General features: G+C 60.0%; 1 pseudogene. It reads right to left on the bottom strand.

The annotated features are described in order from the left end of the window. A pseudogene (locus EOA27_RS38525) lies at positions 1 to 662 on the bottom strand (aldehyde dehydrogenase family protein); the annotation flags it as partial. Positions 663 to 820: the final 158 nt, after the last annotated feature.

Genomic DNA, 820 nt, shown 5'->3' with positions numbered 1-820 from the left:
CGTCAAAACAGATGAACGGCGCCAATGGCCCGAATGTCTCCGCTTGCGCAACCATCATCTCGCGGGAGATCTCGGTGAGCACCGTCGGCTGGAAAAACGTGCCCTTTTCACCAGTGCGATTTCCCCCGCATCGAACTATGCCGCCTTTTGCGAAGGCATCGACGATATAGGTTTCGATCTTGGCCAGCGCATGCCTGTCGATCAGGGGTCCAATAGCTCCCGGATCAAAGCCGTCGCCAACCGGGAGGTGGCGGACCTTCTCCACGAATTTGTCGACGAATTCCTCATGAATCCTTGACTGGACGTAGAGGCGATTTGCGGAAACGCAGGTCTGGCCGGCATTGCGGAACTTCGCCTGGATCGCACCGTCAACCGCCGCGTCGATATCGGCATCGTCAAAGACCATGAAAGGAGCGTTGCCGCCGAGCTCGATGCTGACCTTCTTGATCTGATCCGAGCACTGGCGCATCAGCAGGCGGCCGACCTGAGCGGGTGAAGCTGATCTTGCGGACCTTCGGATTGGTGCACAGTTCGCGGCCGACCGCATCGCCTTCCGATGCATAGACAAGGTTCACGACGCCTTCGGGAAACCCGGCCTCTTGGGCAAGGGCGAACATGGCGCCTGCCACCAGCGCCGTCTGTTCAGCGGGTTTAGTCAGGAGCCATCACGCGCCCAGCGGCTTGAGACGGATCACGCCCTGCCGTTAGTTCGAACCGCGCGGCGCGCGGGCCGAATCAGGCAGCTCGGCACGCCTGAGCATCCACTCGAAGGAAACACATGCCTGCTAGGGCGATAGCCTCTTGCAAAACCCTACAAATG

Origin of the sequence: Mesorhizobium sp. M2A.F.Ca.ET.037.01.1.1 (genome assembly GCF_003998075.1) — a bacterium.
Taxonomy (GTDB): Bacteria; Pseudomonadota; Alphaproteobacteria; order Rhizobiales; family Rhizobiaceae; genus Mesorhizobium.
The sequence above is the reverse complement of the archived record's forward strand: the minus strand, read 5'-3'. Positions and strand labels throughout refer to the sequence as shown.